The sequence below is a fragment of the Bosea sp. ANAM02 genome (genome assembly GCF_011764485.1).
In the GTDB taxonomy this organism is placed as follows: Bacteria; Pseudomonadota; Alphaproteobacteria; order Rhizobiales; family Beijerinckiaceae; genus Allobosea.
Genome location: NZ_AP022848.1, coordinates 3,781,870 through 3,805,303, shown reverse-complemented (window position 1 = coordinate 3,805,303; position 23,434 = coordinate 3,781,870). Strand labels below are relative to the sequence as shown.

Annotated in this window: 22 protein-coding genes; 12 read left to right on the top strand and 10 right to left on the bottom strand. The window is 68.0% G+C overall.

Going from position 1 to position 23,434, the window contains the following annotated elements:
* Window positions 1-77 precede the first annotated feature (77 nt).
* Together murJ and OCUBac02_RS18190 are read right to left on the bottom strand one after the other, a co-directional pair.
* Complete coding sequence (gene murJ, locus OCUBac02_RS18195) at window positions 78-1,604, bottom strand: murein biosynthesis integral membrane protein MurJ (RefSeq protein ID WP_173047645.1); 1,527 nt, start codon at window positions 1,602-1,604, stop codon at window positions 78-80.
* A gap of 115 nt (window positions 1,605-1,719) precedes the next feature.
* Window positions 1,720-2,751, bottom strand: a complete 1,032-nt coding sequence (locus tag OCUBac02_RS18190) for a glycosyltransferase family 2 protein (RefSeq protein ID WP_244638976.1) — start codon at window positions 2,749-2,751, stop codon at window positions 1,720-1,722.
* Window positions 2,752-3,112: 361 nt separating this feature from the next.
* On the opposite strand from OCUBac02_RS18190, the gene OCUBac02_RS18185 reads away from it, so the two are divergent.
* Both OCUBac02_RS18185 and OCUBac02_RS18180 read left to right on the top strand, forming a co-directional pair.
* Window positions 3,113-3,946: a ChbG/HpnK family deacetylase gene (locus OCUBac02_RS18185; protein WP_173047643.1), complete on the top strand. Its 834-nt coding sequence runs from the start codon at window positions 3,113-3,115 to the stop codon at window positions 3,944-3,946.
* 112 nt (window positions 3,947-4,058) lie between these two features.
* Window positions 4,059-5,744 carry a methyl-accepting chemotaxis protein gene (locus OCUBac02_RS18180; protein ID WP_173047641.1) on the top strand — a complete coding sequence of 562 codons (1,686 nt, stop codon included), beginning with the start codon at window positions 4,059-4,061 and terminating at the stop codon, window positions 5,742-5,744.
* A 218-nt stretch (window positions 5,745-5,962) separates the two neighbouring features.
* Here OCUBac02_RS18180 and OCUBac02_RS18175 read toward each other — a convergent pair whose 3' ends face one another.
* Window positions 5,963-6,559: a superoxide dismutase gene (locus OCUBac02_RS18175; protein WP_173047639.1), complete on the bottom strand. Its 597-nt coding sequence runs from the start codon at window positions 6,557-6,559 to the stop codon at window positions 5,963-5,965.
* Between the two features lie 288 nt (window positions 6,560-6,847).
* Here OCUBac02_RS18175 and OCUBac02_RS18170 point away from each other — a divergent pair, with 288 nt between their 5' ends.
* Window positions 6,848-8,227: a hypothetical protein gene (locus OCUBac02_RS18170; RefSeq protein ID WP_173047637.1), complete on the top strand. Its 1,380-nt coding sequence runs from the start codon at window positions 6,848-6,850 to the stop codon at window positions 8,225-8,227.
* 98 nt (window positions 8,228-8,325) lie between these two features.
* Here the strand turns inward: OCUBac02_RS18170 and OCUBac02_RS18165 are convergent, their stop codons facing one another.
* A complete protein-coding gene (locus tag OCUBac02_RS18165) occupies window positions 8,326-10,500 on the bottom strand; it encodes a S9 family peptidase (RefSeq protein WP_173047635.1) in 2,175 nt (724 codons plus the stop codon).
* A 331-nt stretch (window positions 10,501-10,831) separates the two neighbouring features.
* Here OCUBac02_RS18165 and OCUBac02_RS18160 point away from each other — a divergent pair, with 331 nt between their 5' ends.
* The 3 genes from OCUBac02_RS18160 (at window position 10,832) to OCUBac02_RS18150 (ending at window position 12,610) form a co-directional block, all read left to right on the top strand.
* Window positions 10,832-11,248: a Ros/MucR family transcriptional regulator gene (locus OCUBac02_RS18160; protein ID WP_047577155.1), complete on the top strand. Its 417-nt coding sequence runs from the start codon at window positions 10,832-10,834 to the stop codon at window positions 11,246-11,248.
* 202 nt (window positions 11,249-11,450) lie between these two features.
* Window positions 11,451-11,819: a helix-turn-helix domain-containing protein gene (locus OCUBac02_RS18155; protein WP_052232171.1), complete on the top strand. Its 369-nt coding sequence runs from the start codon at window positions 11,451-11,453 to the stop codon at window positions 11,817-11,819.
* Entirely contained in the window at window positions 11,816-12,610 is a 795-nt protein-coding gene (locus OCUBac02_RS18150; protein WP_173047633.1) for a DUF6456 domain-containing protein, read from the top strand. Before OCUBac02_RS18155 ends, OCUBac02_RS18150 begins: the two co-directional genes overlap by 4 nt.
* A gap of 6 nt (window positions 12,611-12,616) precedes the next feature.
* Here the strand turns inward: OCUBac02_RS18150 and OCUBac02_RS18145 are convergent, their stop codons facing one another.
* Both OCUBac02_RS18145 and OCUBac02_RS18140 read right to left on the bottom strand, forming a co-directional pair.
* Window positions 12,617-13,045, bottom strand: coding sequence for a SufE family protein (locus tag OCUBac02_RS18145; RefSeq protein WP_173047631.1), 429 nt, complete (start codon window positions 13,043-13,045; stop codon window positions 12,617-12,619).
* Window positions 13,046-13,250: 205 nt separating this feature from the next.
* Window positions 13,251-13,517, bottom strand: coding sequence for a hypothetical protein (locus OCUBac02_RS18140; protein ID WP_047581141.1), 267 nt, complete (start codon window positions 13,515-13,517; stop codon window positions 13,251-13,253).
* A 327-nt stretch (window positions 13,518-13,844) separates the two neighbouring features.
* Here OCUBac02_RS18140 and OCUBac02_RS18135 point away from each other — a divergent pair, with 327 nt between their 5' ends.
* The 3 genes from OCUBac02_RS18135 to OCUBac02_RS18125 are packed head-to-tail and all read left to right on the top strand — an operon-like array spanning window position 13,845 to window position 16,586.
* A complete protein-coding gene (locus OCUBac02_RS18135; protein WP_173047629.1) occupies window positions 13,845-15,653 on the top strand; it encodes a PAS domain-containing sensor histidine kinase in 1,809 nt (602 codons plus the stop codon).
* A gap of 15 nt (window positions 15,654-15,668) precedes the next feature.
* On the top strand, window positions 15,669-16,235 hold the full coding sequence (locus tag OCUBac02_RS18130; protein WP_173047628.1) for a hypothetical protein: 567 nt from the start codon (window positions 15,669-15,671) through the stop codon (window positions 16,233-16,235).
* A gap of 15 nt (window positions 16,236-16,250) precedes the next feature.
* Window positions 16,251-16,586 carry a DUF1491 family protein gene (locus tag OCUBac02_RS18125; protein WP_047582635.1) on the top strand — a complete coding sequence of 112 codons (336 nt, stop codon included), beginning with the start codon at window positions 16,251-16,253 and terminating at the stop codon, window positions 16,584-16,586.
* 12 nt (window positions 16,587-16,598) lie between these two features.
* Here the strand turns inward: OCUBac02_RS18125 and OCUBac02_RS18120 are convergent, their stop codons facing one another.
* Entirely contained in the window at window positions 16,599-17,732 is a 1,134-nt protein-coding gene (locus OCUBac02_RS18120) for a DUF2336 domain-containing protein (protein ID WP_173047626.1), read from the bottom strand.
* Between the two features lie 168 nt (window positions 17,733-17,900).
* On the opposite strand from OCUBac02_RS18120, the gene OCUBac02_RS18115 reads away from it, so the two are divergent.
* Window positions 17,901-18,110 (top strand): hypothetical protein, encoded by a 210-nt coding sequence (locus tag OCUBac02_RS18115; protein ID WP_173042964.1) that lies wholly within the window; start codon window positions 17,901-17,903, stop codon window positions 18,108-18,110.
* Window positions 18,107-18,871 carry a hypothetical protein gene (locus tag OCUBac02_RS18110; protein WP_173047624.1) on the top strand — a complete coding sequence of 255 codons (765 nt, stop codon included), beginning with the start codon at window positions 18,107-18,109 and terminating at the stop codon, window positions 18,869-18,871. The genes OCUBac02_RS18115 and OCUBac02_RS18110 overlap by 4 nt, the downstream gene beginning before the upstream one ends.
* A gap of 193 nt (window positions 18,872-19,064) precedes the next feature.
* On the opposite strand, the gene OCUBac02_RS18105 is transcribed toward OCUBac02_RS18110, so the two are convergent.
* The 3 genes from OCUBac02_RS18105 to OCUBac02_RS18095 form a co-directional block, all read right to left on the bottom strand.
* Window positions 19,065-19,697 (bottom strand): DUF1254 domain-containing protein, encoded by a 633-nt coding sequence (locus tag OCUBac02_RS18105; RefSeq protein ID WP_173047622.1) that lies wholly within the window; start codon window positions 19,695-19,697, stop codon window positions 19,065-19,067.
* Window positions 19,694-20,311 (bottom strand): DUF1214 domain-containing protein, encoded by a 618-nt coding sequence (locus OCUBac02_RS18100; protein ID WP_173047620.1) that lies wholly within the window; start codon window positions 20,309-20,311, stop codon window positions 19,694-19,696. The genes OCUBac02_RS18105 and OCUBac02_RS18100 overlap by 4 nt, the downstream gene beginning before the upstream one ends.
* Before the next feature lie 163 nt (window positions 20,312-20,474).
* Window positions 20,475-22,697, bottom strand: coding sequence for a transglycosylase domain-containing protein (locus OCUBac02_RS18095; protein ID WP_173047618.1), 2,223 nt, complete (start codon window positions 22,695-22,697; stop codon window positions 20,475-20,477).
* Window positions 22,698-22,938: 241 nt separating this feature from the next.
* On the opposite strand from OCUBac02_RS18095, the gene OCUBac02_RS18090 reads away from it, so the two are divergent.
* Complete coding sequence (locus OCUBac02_RS18090) at window positions 22,939-23,433, top strand: YcgN family cysteine cluster protein (protein WP_244638975.1); 495 nt, start codon at window positions 22,939-22,941, stop codon at window positions 23,431-23,433.
* Window position 23,434: the final 1 nt, after the last annotated feature.

The following is a 23,434-nucleotide window of genomic DNA, read 5'->3' as shown; positions in this document are numbered from 1 at the left end:
CCGAGCCTCCTTCTGCCTGAGATTCTCGGGTCTGCGCTTCGCTCCGCCCGAGAATGACGGCTGAGGTTCAAGTTCTTCTATCGCAGCAGCCTGAGCAACCCCGTCGCCTTCAACAGCCCGCCGGCGAGCACGGCATAGACGATCGCCGCACAGCCGGACACCAGCAGCACCGTCATCAAGAGCGGCTCGAAAGGCAGGGCGGCGGTGAGCTTGAGCGCCGTCGGCTTGCCCCACCAGGCAAGCAGGCCGCAGATCGCCGCAGCACCGCAGACGATCCCCGCGAAGCCCGGCAGGCGCGGGTCCGGCGCGGTCCAGCCGCGCCGTCTTGCCAGCACGAACAGCGTCGTGAGGTTGACCCAGGCCCCTGCGGCGGTCGCCAGCGCCAGGCCCGGCGCCCCCCAGTCGCGCCAGAGCAGGAGCTTCAGCAGCAGATTGCAGGCGATGGCCGCGAGCGCGACCAGCATCGGCGTCGTGGTGTCGCCACGCGCCTGGAAGGCCGAGACCTGCGCGCGGATCATCACGATCGCGGGCAGGCCGAGCGCATAGGCGAAGAGCACGGCGCCCGCCGCCGCGCTCGCCTGCGCATCGAAGGCGCCGCGCTGGAACAGGCCGGCGACCATCAGTTCGGGCACGGCGACGAAGGCGGCGACGAAGGGCGCGCTGGCGACGAGCGAGATTGCGATGGCGCGATTCTGCGCGCGGTTGGCGGCAGCCTCGTCGCCCCGCGCGATGGCGCGGCTCATCGCCGAGAGCGCGACGGTGCCGACCGCGATCGCGATCAGCCCGAGCGGGAGCTGGTAGAGCCGCTCGGCATAGTAGAGCGCGGCATAGCCGCCGCGGGGCAGGAGGGAGGCGATGATCGTATCGGCGAAGATCGCGATCTGGACCCCGGCCGAGCCGATCACGGCCGGCCCGAACATCTTGAGGAAGCGTCGGATGCCGGCATCCGCGCGCGGGCGCACCAGACGGCTCGACACGCCGGCCCGCTTGGCCGCGATAGAGAGCAGGACCCATTGCGCCACGCCCGAGATCGATACGCCCCAGGCGGCGGCATGGGCCGCACTCGGAAACAGGAAGGGCACGGCCAGTGCCGCGACGACGAAGAGGTTGAACAGGATCGGCGCGGCGGCGAAGGCAGCATAGCGCTCGACGGCATTGAGGGTGGCGCCGAGAAACGTGACCATGGTCACGAACAGCAGGTAGGGGAAGGTGATCCGCGTCAGCGCGACAGCGAGATCGAAGACGGCGGGGTCCTCGCTGAAGCCCGGCGCAAGCAGCCTGACCAGCCAGGGCATCAGGGGCAGGGCCAGCGCCAGCAGCACGACCTGCACGATCAGCAGTACGGTGAACAGCCGGTCGGCGAAGAGATTGGCCGCCTGCTGACCCTGATTTTCGGCGACCTGGGCATAGGTCGGCACATAGGCCTGGTTGAAGGCGCCTTCTCCGAAAATGGCGCGGAAATGGTTCGGCAGGCGCAGCGCCACCGAAAAGGCGTCCATCGTCGCGCCGGCGCCCAGCACGGCCGCGAGCACGACGTCGCGGACGAAACCGGTGATCCGCGAGATCAGCGTGTAGCCGCCGACCGACAGGATGTTTCTGAGCATCTCTAACCTCGTCATGCTCGGGCTTGACCCGAGCATCTCGGGACGTAGCGGCGCCTGAGCCTCTTCCTGAACGAGATTCTCGGGTCAAGCCCGAGAATGACGCCCTGTCATATCGTCAACGGATCAGCGGCGGCAGGGCGTCGCCGCGGGGATGATCGACGGTGCGGGCTTCGAAGCCGACCCGCTCGCCGATCAGGTAGAGCGGTCGGCGCTTCACCTCGGCGAAGATGCGTCCGACATATTCTCCGATCATCCCGAGCGACAGGAGCTGGATGCCGGAGAAGAACATGATCGAGACGATCAGCGACGGGAAGCCGGGCAGGTCGGTGCCGAACAGCAGCGTGCGCAGCACGAAGTAGATCGCCGAGAACGCCGCGATCACGGCGATGATCGCGCCGGACCAGGTGGCGATCTTCAGCGGCACGGTCGAGAACGACGACAGGCCGTCGAACGCGAAGGAGAACAGCTTTCGATACTTGAACTTGGACTGCCCATGCTCGCGCTCGGCGACATGGAAGGGGACGCCGGCCGACCGGAACCCCACCCAGGCATAGAGCCCCTTGGAGAAGCGCGCCCGCTCCGGCAGCGCCCGTAGGGCGTCGACCGCCTTGCGGTCGAGCAGCCGGAAGTCGCCGGCGCCCTCCGGCAGCGGCGTTTCGCCGAAATAGCCGAAGATCCGGTAGAACAGCTTGGCGAAGCCGCGCTTCATCCGTGTTTCGCCCTCGCGGTCGGTGCGCTGGCCGTAGACGTTGAGATAGCCCTCGCGCCATTTGGCGAGGAAGGCGGGAATCGTCTCCGGCGGATGCTGCAGGTCGGCGTCCATGATCACGACCGCGTCGCCCAGCGCGTGGTCGAGCCCGGCGGCGATCGCGATCTCCTTGCCGAAATTGCGGCTGAAGGAGACGGCGCTGATGCGCGGGTCGGCGGCGTTGAGGTCTCGGATCGCGGCCAGCGTCTCGTCGCGGCTGCCGTCGTCGACGAAGACGATCTCCCAGGATGCGACTTCGCTGGTCAGCACGGCGCGCAGGCGCTCGACCAGCAGGGGCAGGTTGGCGGCCTCGTTATGCACGGGCACGACGATGGACAGCTCGGGCCAGCGCGAAGCCCGAGGCGCGCGTTGAACCGGCTGGGACCCGATATCCGACACGAACGACCTTTCAGCGAGGATGCTTCGCCCCGCAGACGAGGCGCGACGCACAGAACCGCAAAGCTCGCCGTCCGACAAGTCCGCAGCGCTGAAACGGTCTGCCGAACCGCGGAGGTCTCTCGGAGCCATCTTCGAAACCCAGCCCTCATCCTGAGGAGCCATTCCCTTGGGAATGGCGTCTCGAAGGATGCTCCAGGAGGCTTGGATACCCGCTGGAACATCCTTCGAGACGCAAGCTTCGCTTGCTCCTCAGGATGAGGGCAGGGTTTCCAAACAGGCCCTAAGCGTTGTGACGGCACATTTCCATCAGGAAGGCATCGCGCTATAGCGCGAACCCGGTCAACGAAGGGCAACCCGCACGATGGCGAAGGGCTTCATCCTGTGTGCCGACGATTTCGCCCTGACGGACGGCGCCAGCCGCGCGATCCTCGATCTTCTCCAGCGCGGCAAGCTGACGGCGACGGGTGCAATGACCAATCGGCCGCATTGGCGAAGGCTCGCGCCTGAACTGCGCCCCTTCGCCGACAAGGCCGATCTCGGCCTGCATCTCAACCTGACCTGCGCCGCGCCGCTCTCGGCGATGCCGCGGCTGGCGCCCGGCGGCACCTTGCCGGACCTGAAGGAGGTTGCGCGCGCTGCTGCCACCTCTCCGGCCGTGCGCAAGGAGATCGCAGCGGAGATCACGCGCCAGCTCGATGCTTTCGAAGAGGCGCTCGGGCGGCCGCCGGATTTCGTCGATGGGCATCAGCATGTGCATGTGCTTCCCGGCGTGCGGCGGGCGCTGCTCGACATCCTCGTCAGGCGCTACCCGGCGGGCTCGCTCTATGTTCGCGATCCCGCGGATAGCGCCGCCGCAATTCGCGCGCGCGGCGTCGCCGTCGCCAAGGCGCTCGTCATCGCCGGCCTCGCCACCGGCTTCCGCGGCGCGGCGCTGAAGCGTGGCCTGCGCGTCAACCGGGGTTTTTCCGGCGTGGCGCCGTTCGATCCGCAGCGGGATTTCGGCGCCGACCTCGCACGCTTTCTGATCCAGCCGGGGCCGTGCCATCTCGTGATGTGCCATCCGGGCTTCGTCGACGACGAATTGGCCACCCTCGATCCCGTCATCGCGACGCGGCCCGTAGAGCACGCCGCGATCGCCGCCTTCCTGCCGCCGCCGGACCTGCCGTTGCGCCGCTTCGCAGCGTTGGAAGCCTGATCGCGGGGAGTGCTCGCAAGCGATTTGTTTACCGGGATCGGCCATTGTGGCGGCTGGTTGGAGGCGCCGCTCTTCGCAGCAGGATGCGCCGGTATCGGAGATGATCGGCTCGATGAAGGTGTTCAGGCGCGCAGCCGGCGCGGGAGAGCCGGTGCAGCCGGGCGGGCAGGGCCTGGGCTCCCTCAGCCGGCAGATCGCGGCGGCGGCCGTGGCCATCGTCGCCATTGCCGTCGTCTTCGTCGTGATGGCGATCGCCCGCTACAACGACGCCCGCACGCGGGCCGATCTCGACCAGAAGGTAACGGCGCTGACCCTGATGGTCGTCAATGCCGCGCCGTCGCTGATCCTTTCACGGGACAACAGCACGCTCGGATACATTCTCGCTTCCCTCCGGCGCGACCCCGATTTCGATGCCGGCATCGTCGGCGACGATCTCGCTGGCCTGGCTTCCGCCGGGCGCAACGAGGAAGCACGCCTTTCGCTGACGCCGCGCTGGCTGACCGAAGCGGTCGGTGAGGATCCGTGGAAGGCGCTGGAGAAGCGCACCGAGATCGATGTCGAGGATGATGTCTACCTGACGAAGATTCACGCGGTCCGGATCGGCAGCCAGCAGAAGCAGATCGGCTATGTCGCGCTGCGCTTCGACAAGACGCGCCTCGTCGCCCGCGCTGCCTGGGAGCAGTTCGTCACCATGGGGCTTGGTTTGCTCATCCTGCTGGTGCTCGGGCCGTTGCTCTGGTTTTCGCTGTCGCGGGCGATGCGCCCGCTGCGCAGCATGACCAAGGCGATCGTCAGCATTTCCGACGGGAATCTCTCGACGCAGATCGATGCATTAGGGCGGCGCGACGAGATCGGGGCTATCGCCCGGGCGCTCAGCGTCCTCAAGGTCCGCCTCGCCGAGCGGGCGATGCTCGAGGAAAAGCAGAGCGCGTCCGAAGTCGAGCGGCGCTCGCGCCAGCAGGGCGTCGACCACGCGATCACCTCGTTCCGCACCGAGGTCGGCCTGGCGCTGGAAGCGTTCAAGAGCAATGCCGAGCGCATGCGCGAGGCTTCGGACGGCCTAGCCCGCGTCGCCGCGGAATCCTCCGAGCGCGCCGCGCGTGCCGCCGACAACGCCCATGGCGCCTCCGGCAATGTCGAGAATGCCGCGCAGGCGGCCGAAGAGATGGGCGCGGCGATCCGCGAGGTCGAGTTCCAGGTCCGCCGCGTCCGCACCGAGATCGTCGAGGCGGCCTCCGTCTCGCGTGACACGGCGGGCTCCGTGCAGGCACTCGACGAGACCGCCCGCGCCATCGGCGAGGTCGTCAACCTGATCCGTGACATCGCCGCGCAGACGAACCTGCTGGCGCTGAACGCCACCATCGAGGCGGCGCGTGCCGGCGAGGCCGGCCGCGGCTTCGCCGTCGTCGCCAACGAGGTCAAGTCGCTGGCGGCGCAGACCGCGGATGCCACCGACCGCATCGTGGCGCAGGTCGCGGCGATCCAGGGCGCCACCGGCCAGGTCGTCGGCGCGATCCAGAACATCGCCGAGCGGATGAACGCCATCGAGAAATTCGCGAACTCGGTCGCGACCTCGATCGAGCAGCAGGCCATCGCGACCGGCGAGATCGCCAGCGGCGTCGCCATGGCCAGCACCTCGGCTCTCTCGGTTTCGAGCGATCTCAGCGTGCTCGCCGACAGCGTCGAGGAAACCGGTCGCTCGGCCGAGCAGGTGCGGGGCGCTGCCGGCGAGGTCGCGGACCAGGCACAGCGCCTCGATTCGACCGTCGACCAGTTCCTGCGCAACGTCGCCGCCTGAGCGCCGGGGGCGGCGGGCTTCGGGAGCGCCTGCCATCCCGCACGCGCTGCGGCATGCAATGCCGCTGCGCAGACACGGGACCGCATCACGGTAAGGCGCCTCCTCCTGACGACGGTCCCGCATCTGCGCAGCGGCACTTCGCGCCGCAGCGCGTGCGGGATGACAGCAAACAAAAACGGGGCCGCGAGGCCCCGTTCTCGTATCCGGCGATCCGCCGCTTACTTCGCGGCGTCGAAGCGCTCTGCGACGTAGTCCCAGTTCACGAGACTCTCCAGGAAGGCCTTGAGATAGTCGGGGCGACGGTTGCGGTAGTCGATGTAGTAGGAGTGCTCCCAGACGTCGACACCGAGGATCGGCGCGCCACCATGGACGAGCGGGCTCTCGCCGTTCGGGGTCTTGCTCACGGCAAGCTTGCCGCCCTTGACCTCGAGCCAGGCCCAGCCCGAGCCGAACTGGCCGACGCCGGCGGCGACGAAGTCTTCCTTAAACTTGTCGACCGAGCCGAACGAGTCGACGATCGCTTTCTCCAGCGCGCCCGGGATCTTGCCGCCGCCATTCGGCTTCATCCACTTCCAGAAATGGAGGTGGTTGTAGTGCTGGCCGGCATTGTTGAAGACGGCCGGGTTCTTGCCATAGGAGCCCTTGACGATCTCCTCCAGCGACTTGCCCTCGAATTCCGTGCCCTTGATGGCGTTGTTGCCGTTGGTCACATAGGCGAGGTGGTGCTTGTCGTGATGGTACTCGAGCGTCTCCTTCGACATGAAGGGCTGGAGCGCATCATGGGCGTAGGGAAGATCGGGAAGGGTAAAGGACATCAGGCCTCTCCTCGGGCTGTGAAATCGCTTGAAATGAGAATGGCCTGCCAGGGCAGGCTGAGCCGTGGGCGGCCCTGCCATTCCCTGCGATAGTTAAGCGCCTGCACGCCGGTCGACAACCGCTCCGGCTGCGAAAAGCACATGCCTTCTCGACAGGGCGCCCCAATCGCGCCAGATTTCTCGCTCTAAGCGGTCCGGATTGGAAACTTCCCCTTATTCAATACATTAGATAGTGACGCGACGGTCGCCTCGGCCCAAAGCGGATGCGGCTCTGCCAAGGATATCGAATTGATCGCGATTTTTACTGTTCTGGGCTTGCTCCTGTTCGGCGGCGGTGGCTACGCCATCTATGACGGCTGGCCTTATCTGGTGCTGGAGCGTGGTTTCACCCAGGTTATCATCGGTTCGATCGCCAGCAGTGCCGGCCTGATCATGCTTTCTTTGGCCTGGGTTCTCAAGGAGATCAGGGGGATCCGGCGCGCGCTGGTCGAGGCGATTGCGTTGCGGACACAGGCGCCGCTTCCGGCTGCCGTCCCCGAGCAGGCACCGTTCGCCGCGCCGGCGCGGCCCGAAGCTCCCGCCTTCGTGCCTCCCGTGGCCCCGGCAGCGATCGGTGCGGTCGCGGGTGCGGCTGCGACGAGCGCCGTGGCGCAGGCGCTGGCGGCGACCGACGACGAAAAGGCACCGGCGCCGGCCGCGGAGGCCGCTTCGCCCGGGGAGCGCGATCTGTTCGGCGCGCTCGTCGCGCAGAAGCTGGACGAGCCGGAGCCTGCCGCCGAGGACGAATCCGATGCGGTTGCCGAGCCCGCAGTGGAGAGCACGGAGCCGCTGCCCGACATGTTCGGAGAGGCGTCGTTGCCGCCGCCCGAGCTGGTCGCGCCCGCCGTCACAGTCGAGGCGGAGGGGCATGAGCCGGCCGAACTGGTCGCCGCGAAGGTTCAGCCCTCCATCGAAGAGGAAAGCGTCGTCGAGCGTGACGAGCCGGAGCCTTCGGACATCGTCTCGTCGAGCGAGCCTTCGCCGGAGGAGCCGTCGATCGCTCCCGTCGAAGCCCCGAAGACACCGGCTGACGCGGCGGAAGAACTCGACGAATTCAGTGCCCTGCGCGCGAGCCTCGCGGGGCATCTCAACGAGCCGGAGCCCGAGACCGGCCGCATCGAGCCCTCCTTCGCCCCGGAGCCGGATCCCTTCGCCGCGGCGGAAACCTGGATGGACCGTGCCGCGCCGCGCCGCGAGCCCTGGCTCGGCACGCCGCCGGCCGAAGAGCCCGCGCCCGCCGAGGACGCCGCTCCGCTCTGGCCGCCGCGCACCGAGCCGCAGGCTTTCGAAGCGCCTGCCGAGCCAGCCGCCGTCGACGCCGAACCCGAGGTGTTGGCCGGGCCGGCCGATCTGCCCGCGCCTCAGGAGCCGGACGAGGCTCCTTCGGCGGATCTTCCCGAGGCCGCCGCAATCGATGAGAACCCGGCCGAGCAGGCCCCGGCCGCTGCCGAGAGCCGCCCCGCGTCCGACGAGGGCATCGTCGGCGCCTATCAGGTCGGCGATGCGCATTTCACCATCTACGCCGACGGTTCGATCCGCGCGCGCACGCCCGATGGCGAATACAGCTTCGCCTCGATGGACGAGCTCAAGATCTATCTCGCCAGCGAGAAGAGCCGGCTCGGCGTCTGATCAGACGCCCTTATGCATCGACCCGAAAAGTGGAGCGCGGTTTTCGGGAGAAGCCGATGCAAGACCAAAGAGCTGGATCATCGGACTGAATACGATATTCAGTCCGATGATCCAGCCGCATCCCAGCCTTCGCCGACCGTATGGATGGCGAAGGCATAGGCCAGCGCCGTCTCTTTCAGCGAGTCGAAACGCCCGGCCGAGCCGGCATGGCCGGCTTCCATATTGGTGTGCAGCATCACCGGCCCGCCGCCGGTCATCGTCGCCCGCAGCCGGGCGACCCATTTCGCCGGTTCCCAATAGGTCACGCGCGGATCGGTCAGCCCGGCCATGGCGAGGATCGGCGGATAGGCCTGCGCCGTGACGTTGTCGTAGGGCGAATAGCTGCGGATGGTCTCGAAGGCCTTCACGTCGCGGATGGGATCGCCCCATTCCGGCCATTCCGGCGGCGTCAGCGGCAGGGTGTCGTCGAGGATCGTATTGAGCACGTCGACGAAAGGCACTTCCGCGACGATGCCGGCGAAGAGCTCCGGCGCCATGTTGGCGACGGCGCCCATCAGCATGCCGCCGGCGCTGCCGCCTTCGGCGACGATGCGCCCGCGTGTCGTGAAGCCGGCATCGGCCAGCGCTCCTGCGGCGGCGATGAAATCGGTGAAGGTGTTGCGCTTGTTCTCGCGCTTGCCGTCGAGATACCAGCGCCAGCCCTTCTCGGTTCCCCCACGCACATGGGCGATCGCGTAGACGAAGCCGCGATCGACCAGGCTGAGCGGCCGCGTCCGGAACGAGGCCGACATCGCCGAGCCGTAGGAACCGTAGCCGTAGAGCAGGCAGGGCGCGCTGCCGTCGAGCACGAGATCGGCCCGGTGCAGGATCGAGATCGGCACGCGCGCCCCGTCCGGGGCCGTGGCGAAGATGCGCCGCACCTTGTAGCCGACGGGATCGTGGCCGGAGGGCACGTCCTGCCGCTTCAGCAAGGTCCGCGCGCCGGTTTCGAGGTCGTAGTCATAGGTTTCGGCCGGCCGCGCCATCGAGGCATAGATGAAGCGCAGCGTATTCGTCTCGAATTCGTAGCCTGCGTCCATGCCGAGCCCATAGGCCTCCTCGTCGAAGGCGATGCTGCTCTCGGTGCCTTCGGCAAGGCTGCGGATGACGATGCGCGGCAACCCGTCCTCCCGCTCCAGCCGGATCAGGCGCCCCTGCAGGCAGACATGGTCGAGGATGAGGCGGCCGGGCTTATGGGCGATCAGCTCATGCCAGTTCGCTGGAGCCGGTGCATCGACGGGAGCCGTGACGATCTTGAAATCCTCGGCGCGCCCGGCATTGGTCAGGATCGCGAAGACGTCGCCGTGATGCTCCAGGCTGTATTGGCGCCCCGGCTGGCGTTCCGCGACGAGCACGGGCTGCGCCTCCGGACGGTCGAGGTCCAGAATGCGCGTCTCCGACGTTTCGTGGTCGCCGATCGTGATCAGCAGGAAGCGGCCGGACTGGGTCTTGTCGATATCGACGAACATGCCGGCATCGGCTTCGTCATGCAGCAACTCGTCGGCCTCAGCGGGCTCCCCCAGGCGGTGGCGCCTGACTTGCGACGGGCGATGGTCGGCGTCGAGCGCGACATAGAAGAAGGACTGTGAATCGCTGGCCCAGATGATCTCGCCAGTGGTGTCCCGGACGAGGTCAGGCAATTCGGTGCCATTCTCCAGGTTCTTGACGTGAATACTATGCAGCTCCGAACCGGCCTCGTCGGCGCTCCATGCGAGCAGGCGGTGATCCGGGCTGTGCGCGGCATCGCCGAGATCGAAGAAATCCTTGCCGGCGGCGAGCGCGTCGGCATCGAGCATGATCTGCTCGCCCGCCCGGCCGCTCTTCCCCGCCTTGCTTCGTGGCTTGCGGCAGATGAGCGGGTGCTCGGCGCCCTTGCGATAGCGCGAGTAGTATAGGAACGGCCCGTCCGGCTGCGGGACGCTCGAATCGTCCTCCTTGATCCGGCCGCGCATTTCCTTGGCCAGATCCTTCTGCAAGACCCGAGTCGGTGCCATCAGCGCCTTGCAATAGGCGTTCTCGGCTTCGAGATAGCTGCGGATATCGGCGGGCAGGACGTCGGGCTCGCGCAGGACGTCCTTCCAGTTCTCGGCGCGCAGCCAGCCATAGTCGTCACGCAGCGTGACGCCGTGGACCTGCGTTTCCGTCGTGCGGATGTCGGCCTTCGGTGGCGCTGGCCTGCGGCTGCGCTTGCCCGTTCCGGGGGTTGACGAGCGAGGGTCCTGTTCCAGGCGCATGGCGATCTCCGGCATCGGGAGCCGACAGGTAGAGGGGCGCGGAACAGCTTGCAAGACATCGGAACCCTTGGCGGCTTTGATTTCGCGGTTCAGTTGCAATGCAGCATCCCATTGATGAATTGTTGAGCTTTGCATTCATCAATTGTTGGGAATTGCTGACTTGCACGGATAAACAGTATCGAATAAACGCATGTCCTGATCAGTCCGCGTTATCCGATTCTGAGCTGACGGTGCTTGACCCACTATTGGCAATATTGATCAGGCTATCGGATGCGAGGCGGTGGACGATCAGCGCAAAACGCTACCAAGAACGATAAGGAGAGACATCGCCATGACGGATAACGAGGGGTCTGATTTCATTGAGCTGACGGCGGATATCGTTTCCGCTTACGTCTCCAACAATTCCGTGCCGGCCTCCGACCTGCCGGCCCTGATCAGCGAAGTACATTCGGCGCTGAGCCGCGTGATCGGCGGCGCAGCGCCGGTGGTGCAGGTCGAGGCTCCCAAGCCCGCCATTCCCGTGAAGAAGTCGATCACGGCCGATTACCTGATCTGCCTCGAGGACGGGAAGAAGTTCAAGTCGCTGAAGCGGCATCTGCGCACGCAGTACAACATGTCGCCGGAACAGTATCGCGAGAAGTGGGGCCTGCCGCCGGACTATCCGATGGTCGCGCCGAACTATGCCGAGGCGCGCTCGCAGCTCGCCAAGAAGATGGGCCTGGGCCAGCAGCGCCGCAAGCGCCGCTGAGCGACCTGTCCGGCGTGGTCTGAGCGCGCCGCCCTGAAGAAAAAAGCCGCCGATGACCTCGGCGGCTTTTTTCGTGCGCGCTGCGCAGGGAGGGCCGGGGATAAATCCGCCCCCGGGCTTGTCAAGCAGCATATAAGAATATAATCCTATAGTCGTGACACCTTCCTGGAAGGCAGGGCACGAGGGCGAATAGGAACATATCATGAACATAACGAGCGACCAATCGCAAACCGCCCTGCGGGCGACCGCCGGGGCGCGGCTGGCGGAAGTGGCGATCGCCGCCGCGATCCGGATTCCCCTGGCCGGTCTGCGGGCTGCGAGCCGGGGCCGGAAATCGATCGCGCTGGCCCGCCAGACGGCGATGTATCTGGCTCACGTTGCCTTCGGGCTCAGCCTCACCCGCGTCGGCATCTGTTTCGGCCGCGACCGCACCACCGTCCGCCATGCCTGCGCCCTGATCGAAGACCGCCGCGACGATCCCGCGCTCGAATTCGGTCTCGCCGCGCTGGAAGCCGCGCTTCTGGCCGCGATGGCGCGACTGGCCGAACAGCCGGCGGAGGCCCGCCAATGACTATCGAGATCGCGAGCAACGAAGCCGGCCGCCTGCTGAAGCACCTCGCCGGGCCGGGATGCTATGGCCTGATTTCACCGTTGGGCTGCGGCCGCATCGCGCTGTTCCGGACACTGAACGGCACGAGCCTCGGCGCCGGCTACGTCTCGGCGGAGACGGTCCGGGTTCTGGAGGCGGAAGGCGTCGTCTCCTGGTCGAAGGACATGAAGCCGCCCCGGCTCGGGCTCACGCCATCCGCGTCGGGGGCTCCGGCGGTGGAGGCCGCGCAATCCGTGCCGAAAGTGCCGCCAGCCCCCGCCATGGACGACCGCGAGAGTCCGCTGCTCTGGCTGTATCGCCGCCCCGGCAGGGATGGCAGGCCGCAGATCAGTAGCGAGGAGTTTGCGGCGGGCGAGCGTTTCCGGGCCGATATCACGCTGGCCGGGATGCTGCCACGCGTGACGATGAATTGGGACGCTGCTTTCACGCCGGAGCAGGCGGCCGCCGGCCCGCGTGATGTCGCCGGCTCGTCCGACACCGCGCTCGCGGCGCGCCAGCGTGTCAGACTCGCCTGCGACCGGCTAGGACCCGAGCTGTCAGGCCTGGCGATCGATATCTGCGGCTTCCTGAAGGGGCTCGATCTCGTCGAGAAGGAACGCCGCTGGCCGCCGCGCTCGGCCAAGGTCGTGCTGCGCGTCGCGCTCGCCGCTTTGGTGACGCATTACGGCCTGGACCGTCGCGGCCAAAAGCCCGGCTTGCGCAGTTGGCAGGCGGAAGGTGCCCGGCCAAGCGAATTCCCGGTGTCCGGTTGAGCGCGTTCAGGCGGCGGCCGCAGCCTGCGCGTCGCGCTTGATCCGGTCGATCATGGCGCGCACGCCGTTCGAGCGCTGCGGCGTGAGATGGGCGGCGAGCCCGAGCCGCTCATAGATGGCGAAGGCGTCGGTCGCGAGGATCTCCGAAGCTTGCCGCCCGGAGAAGATCGCCAGCGCCAGTGCGACCAGACCGCGCACGATATGGGCATCGCTGTCGCCGACGAAATGAAGCCGGGTCTGCGGCCCGCTGCCGCCTTCGCGATGGGCGGCGAGCCAGACCTGGCTCGCGCAGCCGCGCACCTTGTTGGCGTCGGTATGGTCTTCTTCCGGCAGGGGCTCGAGGCTCTTGCCGAGTTCGATGAGGTAGCGATAGCGATCGTCCCACTCGTCGAGCAGGTCGAAATTCGCGACGATGTCGTCGAGGCTTGTCGTCATGCCGGCCTCTTCCCGCGATTGCGGGAGGGCGTCAAGCGTTCAGCGCCCGTTTGGACACTCAGCCCTCATCCTGAGGAGCGATCGCAGATCGCGTCTCGAAGGATGCTCCAGATCGTTTCGGAGCCTCCTGAAGCATCCTTCGAGACGCTATTTCCAAGGAAATGGCTCCTCAGGATGAGGGCTCAAGGAAGGTCTGAACAGGCTCTCAGCGCTGCGCGCCTGGTTTACCCGCCACGGCTGTTGCGGCGGCATGCAGGATGCGCTCGCGCAGGGCCGGGTCCATGCCGGCCAGGATTTCAGCGGCTTCGCGCGCGGCCGTCAGGCTGCCTGCGAGGTTGCGCGTTTCGGTCCGTACCGCTGTCGCTGCCTGCGGTGCATGCAGCAAGGCATCATCGGCCGGTTTGCCGCTATGCACGGGCGAATTCACGGCGATGAGGCCGATGATCGCGATCTTGCGCAGCAGATGGGCCATGTCGGTCTCCGTCGCCGGCGCCTTCCTCTGCGCCGCGAGCACAACCTAGACCGGGATCTCGAAAAATCGCGTCATTCCAAACGCTCAAATGCGAGTCGAATGCCACAGGCGATCTTCAGCTTCCGTTCACCTTGCCGCGAACATCGCCGGATACCGGAAAAGTCATCCGATTTGAGGTAAGCTATTGAAAATTTAGTCAAAAATATAAATTCTCGATCCGATCGGCGCTCTTCGACGCTCTTCGCCTTAAGCCCCGCTTAAACCAGCCATGGCGAGATCGAGCCGAGCGGATGGGGGTATCCGCAAGAGTAAGGCGTTGCGTTCCGTATGGCGATCACAGCATTGAGGACACAGGCGGCGGCACTGGTGCATGCATCGGTGCAGTCGGAGCCGGCGGAACGGCAGCGTCACGAACGTTTCGTGCTGTCGCGCCTGCTCGTCGGCGGCGGCATGCTCGGCCTCGCCCCTGCCTATCTGGCCTGGCGCGGCGCGCCCGGCGCCTTCGAAGCTGCCATGATCGTGGCCGCCGCGCTCGCGGTGCTCTCGGTCGCGCTGGTGTCGCGCACCGGCCGCCTCGATGCGGCGCATGCGCTCTCCTCCGCCGCTCTCTCGCTCTTTATCGTGGCGCTCGCCGGCGCGACCGGAGGCCTGTCCTCGCCACTGCTGCTCTGGCTGGCCGTCGTGCCGGTCGAGGCGGCGCTCTTCGGCGCGCGCGGCTTCATGCTTCGGGCCGGCTGGATCGCGGTCGGCGCGCTGTTCGCCGCTACGGGTCTGCACCGGCTCGGCCTCTTTGCCGAAACCGCGCCATGGACCGGCGAGGCCATGCCGCTTCTGGCGATCTCCGCCCTTGCCCAGGCTCTGGTCGTGACGGCCGTCCTGCTGCGCCGGCGCCATGCCGAGGAGCGCGAGCACCGCATTTCCGACGCACGCTCGCAGCTCCTGCTCGATCATGTCGGCGATCTCGTCACCTGGCACGATGCCGGCGGCGCCGTCGTCTTCGCCAATGCCGCGGCGCGCACGCTGGCCGGCGCCGATCCGCGCGAACTGCTCGGGCGCGGCCTGTTCGAGCGTGTCCATATCGCCGACAGGCCGCTCTTCCTGAAGGCGCTGAGCGATGCCGCTCACGGCCAGGAGGGCGTGACCGCCTGTTTCCGCACGCTTTTCGTGCCGCGCGACGGCACCGGCGAGAGCCGCCTGCCGGTCTCGCTCTGGCTGGAGATGCAGGCCTGCCGCGTTGCCGGCGCTGCCGCTGCGGATGGCGCGGCCGTCGTCTGCGTGATGCGCGACGTCACCGAGCGCCGCGCCGCCGAGGAAACCCGCGAGCGGGGCCATGCCGAGGCATTGCGCGCCAATGACGTCAAGGGCCAGTTCCTCGCGACGGTGAGCCACGAGCTGCGCACGCCGCTCAACGCGATCATCGGCTTCTCCGAGATGCTGAGCACCGGGGACAATGGCTGGCTCGATGCGGAAAAGCGCCTCGAATACGCCCGCATCATCCATGCCTCCGGCCATCACCTGCTCGATGTCGTGAATACGCTGCTCGACATTTCGAAGATCGAAAGCGGCGCGATGGCCATCGAGCGCGAATCGCTTGATCTCGCCGTGCTGGCGCAGGATTGCTGCACGCTGATGGCCCTGCGCGCCGAGACCGGCGGCATCGCGCTGGAACGTGTCGTCGGCCCGGCCCTGCCGGCGATGGACGGCGACCGGCGCGCGCTGAAGCAGGTCGTGCTCAACCTGCTCTCGAATGCGATCAAGTTCACGCCGGCCGGCGGGCGGGTGACGCTCGCCGTCGTGCGCGACGGCGACACGATCGACCTCTCCGTCTCCGATACCGGCATCGGCATCGCCGCCGCCGACCTGCCCAAGCTGGGCGATCCCTTCTTCCAGGCCAGGGGCGCCTATGATCGGACCCATGAGGGCACCGGTCTCGGCTTGTCCGTCGTGCGCGGCCTCGTCGGCCTGCATGGCGGCCGCCTGACGATCGAGAGCGCGCCGGGCGTCGGCACCCGCGTCTCGGTCCGCCTGCCGGTCGGCGGCGCCGACAGCGTCGAGCAGCCCGCCAGGATCGTGACCTTCGCCAGGGCTCCGCGCCGGGGCATCGATACCAAAGAACCTCTCCGCCTGACCGCCTGAAGACGAGCTGACGCAATGTCCGTGACCATGGCCGCCCGCGCCCATTCCGGCGCTTCCCTCTCCGCCCCGGTGCGCCGCGCTCAAGCCACGCGCCGCAAGACCTCCTGGCTCGGGCGGGTCGTGCGTGTCGCCGGCAAGCGTCCGGGCCGAGCGCTCGTCCTGCTCGCCTTCGGCGTGGTCTCCCTCGCCATCGTCGCCAATGCGCTGATGTTCCAGAAGGCGCGCCACCCCGCCCCGATGCTGTCCGCTCCCGCACCGGTTTCGCAGCCCAGGACGACGGCCGAGCGTCGCGCCGAACCGGCACCCGCGCCGGTCGTGGAGGCGCCCGCCGCGCAGCCGATCTACCCGCCCGCACGCCCGAACGATCTTTCGCAGACTCAGGCCGCCCGCGAGAGCCAGCCGCGCCCGCCGGCGCCTGTCCAGGCCGCGCCGCGCGCCGCCGCACCGGCTCCTGCCGCGCCCCGCGCCGCCGCTGCTCCCGCTCCTGCGCGCGATCCGATCGCCGATCTGATCAATGGCGACCTGCGCCCGCCGGCGGATGTGAAATCCGCCAACCGCTCGGGCGCGGCGCCGCGCACCTGATCCGCGGCGCCCGGCATGGCGCGTCTGACCAGCGATTTCTGGGTTTCGGCTTATCTGCGGCAAGCGGGGCTTGAGGGTCTCGTCGCCGTGCTGCGTCGCCGTGGCGCCCGCGAGGCGGGCGCCATCTTCGTCAAGCTCGACCGTCTGGACGGCACCGCCGCGCTCTACGGCCCGGCGCCGCAGGCCCTGGCCGAGGATGACGGTGAACGCCGCTTCCAGCTCCTGCTCGATGCCGATCCGCTCGCGGTCGAGGACCGCGTCGAGCGCGAATTGCGCTTCGACGGGGATCTCTGGCTGGTCGAGATCGAGAACCGGGCCGGCGATCCGAGGCTGCCGCTCGTCGAGAGCTGACGGCGCGCCGGCTCAGCCGCGCTCGCGCTTCGCCCCGATCTTGCCGAGGACCTCCGACATGGCCGGCTGCGCTTCCGGCCGGGCCTGGCCGGCGCGCGACGGCGTGCCGCTCGGATCCATGGCGGGCTGGTGCTGGCCGCGCCGCTGCGGAGTGGTCGCTGCCGTACCCGCGATATGCATGGCTAGCCGGAAGGCGATGGCGGGCCTGACCGAGCGCATCAGCGCGACCAGCGCGAAAATGCGTTCGACCGAATGGGCAGCGTCGTCGCCGAGCCGGATCAGGAAGCGCGTCGCTTCCTCGACCGTGGTGCCGCTCGCGGTCAGTGCGAGCGCTGCGAGATCCCTCGACCCGTCGGCAGCGATGGCACTTGCGAGGGCCGCGCCGCCGCCGAGATGGTCGGCGATGGCGGCAAAGGCGGCGTCGCGATCCTCGGCCGCGAGACCGAGCCAGCCGGCGAAGGCCGGGCCGGACAGGGCAGGGCGCCTGTCGCTGGGATGCAGCGCCTCGCGGGCCATCAGTGATTCGATGATCGCGAGGCGCCGCTCGGCGCCGGCATGGAGGAAGAGCGGCGCGAGCTCGAGATTGGACAGGTCGGGGCGCGCGAGCAGGCCGGGCCGGTAGGCCGGTTCGATCCGCGCCCGCGGGATCAGCAGGTCCACGGCGGCGCGGGGCATCGGGGCATTGCGATTGGCGATCAGGGCGAGGTCGAGCGCGCGATCCGCATGCGATGCCAGCATGACGACGGCCTGGCTAGTGAGATCACCGCGCGCTGCGAGGGCGGCGCGCATCGCCTCGTCGCCGGTTTCGACGAGGCGCTCGATCTCGCCTTCCGGCAACGGCATGCCATGGCGCACCAGTTCCGCGAGCACGGCGCCGCCCTTGGCGGCGAGCCCGGCCAGGACCGGGGCCGGCGTATGCGGCCAGCCGGCGAGCTTGCGCGCCAGGATCAGCGCCGTCGCTTCGTCGATACCGGGCAGCAGCGCCTCCGCCATCTCGCTGAATGCGGCGAGATCGGCCGAAGAGGGGTAGGGCGTCGAGAGCAGCAGGTCCGCTTTCACCCGCAGCGAGATCGGGCTGAGGTCGAGCCCACCCTCGCGCGCCAGGCGTGCGAGATCGGCGAGTTCCTTGGAAACGGATGCGGGCATGACAGGCTCGGGCTGGGAAACCGAAGATGGAGCAGCATTAATCCCCGACCGTTAAGGCCGCGTTAACCATGTCCGGGCCTGATGGGCATGCGGGGCCTGCGACGGGGTGCTTTCCGCACCTCGCCGATTCTCGCGTTGCAACTCTGGCGCTGGATAAGGAGGCGCGTCATGGCCATCGTCATCCCCTTCGCGCCACAGCGGCGCCCGCGACAGGCCCAGGCCTGCTCCCTTCCGCAGCGGACGGCGGACATCCTGTTCTTCACCGGCGTGCGCTACGAGCGCGCACCCGAGGCCCGGCCAACGGCCGCGAAGGCCTCCGCCGCGACACGCCCCCGCAAGGTCGCAGCGCGCAAGAGCCCGCGCAGGCAGCCTGCGTGACACGAGGGCCGGTCAAGCTGCCGCTCGCCCTGCTGGCGGCGGTCTCCGTATCCGCCTGCACCGCCACGACGGGCGATCTCGGCCGGCCGCGCCCGACGATCTGGTCCCAGCTCGTCGCGCCCGAGGCCGGCTACTGGTCCGCGACTTTCCGTGGAGAAGATACGTCCTATTTCCGCCTGACCGATGACGAGGAGCGGATGCGTGACCGCGCCTGGCGCTTCGTCATGCCGTCCAGCCCGAACAGCGTCTTCCAGGGCGAGGTGTCCAATCTCGCCCATACCCGCATCCTGCCGGTCGCGGCCCAGTCGACCGATGTCTCCGATTATTTCCGCGGGCTGACCGCGAGATCATTCGCCTCGCAGGCCTCGCGCTACAACCGGCTGGCCGAGGATGCCAATGCCGACCGCCTGCTGATCGGCCCGTTCCGGGCCAATGCGGCCCGCGTGGTGAACATGGACCGGGTTCGGATGCGCACCGCCGAAGCCTCTCCCGACGTGCCCGCCGACAAGCAGGAGCCGGCGCAGGCGCGCATCGTCGAGAACGAGGGCCTGGTCTTCTGGGTCTGCGAGCGCGTCGATTTCCGTATCCGTAGCTATCGCCACGCGTTGGCCAATCTCGTCGTCGAAATGCCCTCTCGCGAAGCGGTAAAGGCCGAGCGGGCGATCATGGCGCTGGAGATGGAAGCCAGGCCGCTCTGCCAGATGCAGCTCAACGGCGCCTTCGGCGAAGGCGGCAAGCGCCCGGTGGTCTACAAGGGGTAGGGCTGGAACTCACGACGTCGTTTGAGATCGCGTGGGGAACCCTCTCCCGAGGGAGAGGGCAGGGTGAGGGGTAGGCCCCTATGTTGTTTGCTGTGGTATGGTCGCTGCTCAGCGGTGAGATTAGCGCTGAACTTGTCTAGGGGCCTACACCTCACCCCTGCCCCTCTCCTGACAGGAGAGGGATTCCCCGAGTTCAATTCGCCGCCCCGCAGGCGACGCCGGTCGCGAGTGCTTCGGCATCGGCCCGGTCGGAGGGCAGGCGCAGCAGCACGCGGGCCACGATCAGGCCCTGCTCGGTATCGGAGACGATGCGCAATTCGCGGCTGGTCTCGCCATCCTCGTCGGCGGCGATGCGCTCGTCGCGCTGTTCCTCGGTCATGATCAGGAATTCCAGCGTCCCGCGGATCGCGGCGCGGTCGGTGATGGCGTAGAGCACGCCGCCGCCCTGCCGATGGAGCGTCAGGCCGAGCGGCAGCGTTCCGGTCCGCGCGACCACCCGCATAGGTCCGGCCGACAGATCGTAGCTGCAGATGGCGGTGACGGCGTTCGGATCGGCCTCGCGCAGCGCCGGCAGGCCACGGCTGTTGCCGGGGGAGGGCACCGGCTCCGCGTGGCCCTCGCCGCCGATATCGCGATAGGCATGGGATGCGTCCTGCCGGGAGAGGGCAGGAATCGCCAGGATCGTGACGATATGCACGATCGCCGCGAGGATCAGCCCCGCCAGCGTCGTCATGACGAGGCGGGCGAAACCGGCGCGCAGCCGCAGCCGCCAGCTCGCGAAGGGCGGGCCGTGTTGCGCCGGCGGATCGTGGCTGACGGCGCTCATCGGCAATCGACGCGCGCGATGCGCGGCAGGTTGGAGGTCCGCGTCTCCCCGGTCTGGCTGGAGATCGGCGTATCGTAGAGCCGCAGGCGGATCTGGAAGCGCCCGCTTGCCGGCAAGGGCAGCCAGTTGCCGGCCTCCGGCGCCGCCGAGGCGATGATGGCGAGGCCGCCATCCTCAGGACGAACGATCTCCGAATCGGTGAAGCTCGTGCGCTGCAGCGGCAGACGGAAGGGCAGCCCGTCGCCATCGGTGATGCCGATGGTCCAGCCGCGTGTCGTCGGCGTCGCGCCGGATAGCTCGTAGCGACAGCGTCCGTCCAGTGCCTGCCCCTGGTCGTCGCGCCCGGCGATCAGCTCAAGCCCCTCGCCGGAGCCGAACGGCAGATGGACGCCGCGAGCGAGATAGGCCCGCATATAGGGATCGACCTCGCGGCTGCCGCTGCGCGGCCAGGCCGTCCAGGCGCCGACCTCGACCCGGCCGATCGCCGGGCGTCCGGCCACCGCCCAATGGGCGGAACCGAGGCCGAGCCCGGCACCGAGTGCGAGAATATAGGCGAGGTCGAGAATCCGCACGTTATCCTTCCGGTTGAGACCGCTGATTGCCTGCAGAAACACGCCGTCATCCCGGGCTTGGACCCGGGATCCATGCCGGAGCGTTTCCAGTCAAGGTTCAGGCATGGATCCCGGATCTCCGCTTCGCTGCGTCCGGGATGACCCGCGTTTCCATGACGAGGGAGAGTTGACCGTCCGCACTCACTATCGTCAACCGCTCGCGCCTTCAGCGCAGCCGCGGTTCGCTGCCCGAGATCTCGCGGATGCCGACCTGGATGGGGCGGCTCGCGATACGCCGCGGCTCGACGGATTTGAACATCGACCCGACGGCCGAGAGCACCTCGAAGGACTGGCGCGGCATATGGCCGGCGCCGGGGCCGGGCAGGGCGCCGGCTGACGTCGCGGAGCTGCCGGCCTTGGCGACCGTCGCGCCCTTGGGATCAGCCGCGGGCACGCCGGGGATCGGCTTCAGCTCCAGCCCCTGATGGGCGAACTGCATGATCTCCTTCCATGTCATCGCCGGCAGCGAGCCGCCCGTCATGTTCGCGGTCTCGGCGGAATTGTCGTTGCCGAACCAGACGGCGCCGACGAGATTGCCGGAATAGCCGACATACCAGGCGTCCTTGTAGCCGTTGGTGGTGCCTGTCTTGCCGGCCGTGACGACGCCGTCGAGCGCGGCGCGCCGCGCGGTGCCCTCGGTGGGTACCTTCGACAGCATGAAGTTCATGTCCTGCGCCACCTGCGGGCTCAGCACCTGCTTCGGCTCCGGCTCGTCGCGGTCATGGCGATAGATCACCTCGCCCTGCGAATTGGCGATCTCGATCGCGGCATAGGGTTTTGCCCGGCGCCCGCCATTGGCGAGCACCGAATAGCCGGCCGCCATGTCGATCACCGTGACCTCGCCGGCCCCGATCGGCAGCGAGACGGTATCGGTCAGCGGCGTGGTCAGGCCCATGGCATGGGCAGTCTCGACGATCTTCCGGCGTCCGATCGCGGCCGCGCGCGCCTCGTGCGTCTCGCCGGTGGCGCGCCCCATGGCGATCGACATCTGCACGGGGATCGTGTTGATCGATTTCGCCAGCGCCACCGTCAGCGGCATCGAGCCGGCATAGGAGCGCCCGTAATTGTTCGGGCACCAGTTGCCGATGCAGACCGGCCGGTCGGTGACGATCGTATTGGGCTTGTAGAGCCCGGCCGAAAGCGCAGCGGCATAGACGAAGGGCTTGAACGAGGATCCGGGCTGGCGCAGGCCCGCCGTTGCCCGGTTGAACTGGCTCGCGCCGTAGTCCCGGCCGCCGACGATGGCGCGCACGGCCCCGTCGGGGTCCATCACGACGGTTGCCGCCTGCTTCACGCGATAGCCGGGGCCGTGCTGGCGCAGGATGGATTCCACTGCTTCGTCGGCGCGCTCCTGGATCGCGGAATCATGCGGCGTCTTCACCGTCAGCACGCGATCGGCACCGAGCTTGCCCTCGCTCGCAAGTTCCTTCACCGCGTCGAAGGCCCAGTCGAGATAGTAGTCGGGGCTGGAATCGCGCTTGCGGTCGATCGGCGTCGCCGGATTGCGCTTGGCACTGTCGACCTGGCCGGCCGTCATGAAGCCGGCATCGACCATGGCGTTGAGCACGTCGTTGGCCCGCGCACGTGCGGCGGGCAGGTTGACATGGGGGGCGTATTTCGTCGGCGCCTTGAACAGGCCGGCGAGCATCGCCGCCTCGGCCAGCGAGACGTCCCGCACCGACTTGCCGAAATAATACTCCGCCGCGGCCGCCGCGCCGAAGGTGCCCCCGCCCATATACGCACGGTCGAGATAGAGCTTGAGGATCTCGTTCTTGGTCAGCCGCGTCTCAAGCCACAGGGCGAGGAAGGCTTCCTTGATCTTGCGGTCGAGCGAGCGCTCGTTGTTGAGGAAGAGGTTCTTGGCGAGTTGCTGGGTCAGCGACGAGCCGCCCTGGACAACGCCGGAGGCACGAGCATTGACCGTCACCGCCCGCAGGGTGCCGATCAGATCGATGCCGAAATGGTCGTAGAAGCGGCGGTCCTCGGTGGCGAGCACGGCCTTGAGCAGATGGTCCGGCATCTCCTCCAGCTTCAGGGAATCGTCGTGCCGGGCGCCGCGATGGCCGATCGGCGTGCCGTAGCGGTCGAGGAAGGTGACGGCGAAGACCTGGTTCCTGAGCGCCTCCTCGTTGCCGATCCGGAAGGCGGGCAAGGCCAGCATCAGCAGGATGATGGCGCCGACGATGCCGATATTCAGGCCTTCGCTGGCGAATTCGGCCGCGATGCGCTTGCCGCCGCTGACGGTCAGGCGGTCGGCCGCGCTGCGGATGCGTTCATGGATTTCGCCGGCGCGATGGCCAGCGCCCCACAGGCCGGCATCCAGCCACGAGTCGGCAGCCAGCGCGAAGCGCTTCAGCCGCGTCCTCCAGCCCGCCTTCCTGAACTCCATGGCCTTATCCAGGCTTCCCGAATGACCCCCGCCTAACTCCTGCCGCGTGCTTGTCGTCTTGGCAACAGGATACCGCCCGGGAATGGACACATAGGGGCGCCCGGCGCCCGGATAAGAGGTGGGACGGTAAATTTCACGCGGGGAACGGGAAATGCGTTGGCGCGACGGCCTCGGCTTGGGACCAGCGGGCGAGAATGGGATTGGCCTTCCATCTTGCCGCCGGCAGGCGCATAAGCCTGCCATGACGCGGACCCCGCCGAAAATGCAGCCCTTCTGGCTGACGACGCCGCTGGAGGCGATGACCACCGAGCAGTGGGAATCGCTCTGCGATGGCTGCGGTCGCTGCTGCCTCGTCAAGCTCGAGGACGAGGATACCGGGCGCATCTTCGCGACCGATGTCGGCTGCCGCCTGTTCGAGGCCGGCACCTGCCGCTGCCGGGACTATCCGAACCGTTCGCTGAAGGTGCCGGACTGCGTGACGCTGACGCCCGAGGAGGTCCGCACGCTGCCCTGGCTGCCGCCGACCTGCGGCTATCGCCTCGTCGCCGAAGGCAAGGACCTGCCCTGGTGGCATCCGCTGGTCTCGGGTGATCCCGAGACGGTGGTTGCAGCCGGCGTCTCCGTGCGCGGCCGCGTCTTCGCCAACGAAGACGAGCTTCCGGAGGACGAAGTCGCCGAGCGCATCGTCAACTGGCCGCTGCGCTGGCCCCGGGCTGCACGCGGGAAGGGAGCCTGAC